The following is a 3,459-nucleotide window of genomic DNA, read 5'->3' as shown; positions in this document are numbered from 1 at the left end:
AAGCTTCCATGCGGTCGACCCTGATTATGTCGCGCAGGCTGGCGAAGCTGTATTCTCAGACTATGCGACTGAGACACAGCTGGCGGCAACATTTCCCGCCTACGCTCCGCCACCGCCCCCACGCCCAATGGTGGCGAAATCGACCGTGATGGCGCGCGTAACGGCGGCCAATAAGATGGGGCAGGCGCAGAGCGCGCTTTGGGCGCAGCCGGATCAGTTCGCCAAATGCGTCTGAGGGTCTCGATGATTGAGAACATTCGCGTCCGGGTGACCCCGCAGGAAAAGCTGGCGCTACGCACTGCAGCGAGGAAGCGGGGGCTTACGCTTTCCGAGTTTGTTCGCGAAACCGCGACGGAAGCTTCGTCGCGAGTGGAGGCCTGAACCATGCCCAGTACCGCAGCAAACATCCCGGCACCGCCGCCCGGCTACCAGCTCGTTCCAGTTGATGGAGATCCGTGGGCAAAGAATGCCCCGGCTGATGGCGACCCTTCGGCCATGTCGAGCGGCAAGCCCCCACGTTTCCAAGGCATGCCAGTAGGCCCACGGTTTCAAGGCATTCCTGAGCCTCCCCCTGGTTACCAACTTGTTCCGGTCGATCACGATCCTTTCGCGGCGCCCCAGGACGGTAGCATTTCGGCTGACAATGCTGCGCGAGCCACCGCGACCGGCGTTCCAATTGTTGGCGGCATGCTGAACGGCATCGACGCGGCCACGAATGCCACTCTTGCGCCCCTCGTCGATCCGCTGCTCCCCGACAGCTTTCAGAAGCTTCCGGGCAAAACGTGGGACGAGCGCTATCAGCAGGCGCTCAATATCCAGAACGGCAAGGACGCAGCCTTTGAAGCGCAGCATCCCTATGTCGACAAGGGTCTGAACGTGGCAGGCGCTGTCGCGGGGACTATCCCGGCTGTCATGGCCGCGCCAGCAGCCTTCGGAGCCGGAGGGGGAGGTATCCTTATGCGCGGTGCCGCATCGACGCTCACGGGTGGCGCAATCGGTGGGGCCGATTCTGCAGTTCGCTCCGGGGGCGATCCGTGGGAAACATTTAAGGGCGGGGTATGGGGAGCCGGAGGTGGCGCTGCCGCGCTCCCCCTGGGAGCAGCTATCGGATGGGCGGGAAAGACCGGAGCGCAAAAAATCGCCGATGCGATTTACTGGGCTACTCACGGCTCTGACGTTCCGGCCTCAGTCGCCAATTCCATCGTGTCCAATCTCGGCCGGCAGGGCGACACAGCAGGCAGCGCGATTCAGAGGATCGCCGAGATGGGACCGGGCGCCACGCTTGCCGATAGCGGCCCGGCTGCCCAGGGAATGGCTGTGAAGCTGGCTGCCCAATATCCCGAGGTTGGTCCGCAGATGACCCAGAACCTGACGGCGCGCGCCGATCAGTTCGGGCCTCGCATGAATTCAACTGTGGATGCTGCGGCAGGCCCGGATGTGAATGCTCCGCAGCAGATGGCAGCCCTCAAGGCGACCACGCAGGCCAATGGCGCCGCGAACTACGCCAAGGCCTTCGCGAACCAGGCTCCGGTCGACGTTACCCCGACCGTCGCGAGGATCGATTCCGCGATCTACCCGAGCACAAAAGCTGGAACGACGCTGGATCCGATCTCGTCGGCCCTTCAGGAGGCCCGCGGCTACATCACTGGCCCGAATGTTGGGCAGGGCAGCATCGAAACGCTTCATCGCGCGCAAGACGTGATCGACGATATGGCGTCGTCAGCATTCCGTAATGGCGACAATGCCAAGGCCAAGACCCTATGGGACGTGCGCTCCAGCCTGCTCAATCAGATGGACGCAGCCAATCCCGATTACGCCCTGGCCAGGTCTCAATACGCGAGCGACAAGGCCGTCGAAAATGCATTCGAGAATGGCCGCTCGATCTTCGCGCCGAAGTCGGATGGTCAGGTTTATGACCCCGACCTGCTGGAGTCGCGCCTCGCAACGATGTCGCCTCCCGAGCAGCAGGCGTTTCAGCTCGGTACTCGGAAAGCTCTAACCGACACGATGGGCACGGCGCGCACCGATGCGGCCGGCGTCAAAAATCTGCTTTCCAATGGAAACGGCTATCCGGTCCAAAAGCTTCGCCAGATCATTGGTGATGGGCCTACCAATCAGCTTTTGAAGGAACTCGACCATCAGGCTGCGATGCAGGACACGAACAACATCGTCACTCGCAATTCGAAAACGGCTCTCGCATCGGCGGCCGACGGAGATATCCCGACGGCGGTCCCGTTGGGCGGCGCTGCACATGAAGGAGGGTATCTCACTTCAGTGATCGGCGGCGGCGAACTTGGAGAGCTTGCCGGGCATGCGCTCGGATATCCAGAAATCGGTAGAGGAATCGGGACCGGTATCGGCATCGTCTCGCGCCCCGCCGTCAACATGGTGGCGAATGCGATCAACGCCGCCCGTGAGGGATCGGCTGGAGTCGCTCGTTCAGGCGTGGCCAATGTGCTGACCTCTCCGATGCGCCAGAATGTAGCCGAAGCGCTGATGGCCTATCAGGCAGGGCGCCCCAATCTCGCAGCCATCCGCCAGGGGGCGGCTATTGCGGGGCGCGCGATCCTGGTTCCGGTTGCGCAGGCGGCAAACAGGTATCTAACCCCGGCGCCGCAATAGGCGGTCGAGCCAGATCGGTTTTGTGAGGGGCGCATCAACTGGAACCTCAAAATATTTGGTGAGGACAAGGACAGCGCCCGGCAAACCGAGGATGACCGCAAGCCCCCACCAAGGGCCAATGAGAGAGCCGAGCCAATAGGCAAACATATCCGAGTAGGGCCGGAAGAAGTGCATAAACAGCCACATCGCTGGAACGAAGAAAGCCAGGGTGAGAACGATGCGCAGGGTTTGGTACAGCCGCATAGAGCGAAAGATATGATGGAAACTGCGAAGGCGAAAGAGGTCGTTCCTGCCGGGAAAGGGTTAGATGATGCCGGCGCCTCTCGGTAACGAATTCTGGAAGGTGCGAAGCTCCCACGGGCGCAGCCCGATATTCGCGTCGCCTGACCAACTCTGGAACGCTGCATGCGAATATTTCGAGTGGGTCGACAAGAACCCGCTCTATGAGGCCAAGCCATTCGCCTATCAGGGCGAGGTCAAGATTGAGAACGTCGCCAAGATGCGAGCGATGACCATCGATGGCCTTTGCATCTTCCTCGATATCGCGCGGCGCACCTGGGATGGCTATCGCGAGCGCGAAGATTTTCTGCCGGTCACAACGCGCCTGGAAGAAATAATCCGGACCCAGAAATTCGAGGGCGCCGCCGCCGATCTGCTCAATCCGAATATCATCGCGCGGGATCTTGGCCTCGCTGACAAGTCCGAGCTTTCCGCCCGTGTAGACACCTCGGTCAGCGCCCTCTTGGCGGCGATAGACGGGCGCACGAGGGGACTTCCGATCGATCATCAATCCAGGAGACATTCCGTTGAAAGTCGTCCCGCTTAAACAGCCCGCTC

General features: G+C 61.4%; 4 protein-coding genes. All 4 read left to right on the top strand.

Annotated features, from left to right (window positions below):
• On the top strand, positions 1–235 hold a 235-nt coding region (locus tag ACWGS9_RS34275), incomplete at its 5' end, for a hypothetical protein (protein WP_454509360.1).
• Positions 226–381, top strand: coding sequence for a plasmid mobilization protein (locus tag ACWGS9_RS34270; protein WP_454509359.1), 156 nt, complete (start codon positions 226–228; stop codon positions 379–381). The genes ACWGS9_RS34275 and ACWGS9_RS34270, both read left to right, overlap by 10 nt.
• A gap of 3 nt (positions 382–384) precedes the next feature.
• On the top strand, positions 385–2,622 hold the full coding sequence (locus ACWGS9_RS34265) for a hypothetical protein (RefSeq protein WP_454509358.1): 2,238 nt from the start codon (positions 385–387) through the stop codon (positions 2,620–2,622).
• 307 nt (positions 2,623–2,929) lie between these two features.
• Entirely contained in the window at positions 2,930–3,448 is a 519-nt protein-coding gene (locus ACWGS9_RS34260) for a DNA-packaging protein (RefSeq protein WP_454509357.1), read from the top strand.
• Positions 3,449–3,459 lie beyond the last annotated feature (11 nt).

The organism is Mesorhizobium sp. Arg314 (assembly GCF_053714275.1).
The sequence above is the reverse complement of the archived record's forward strand: the minus strand, read 5'-3'. Positions and strand labels throughout refer to the sequence as shown.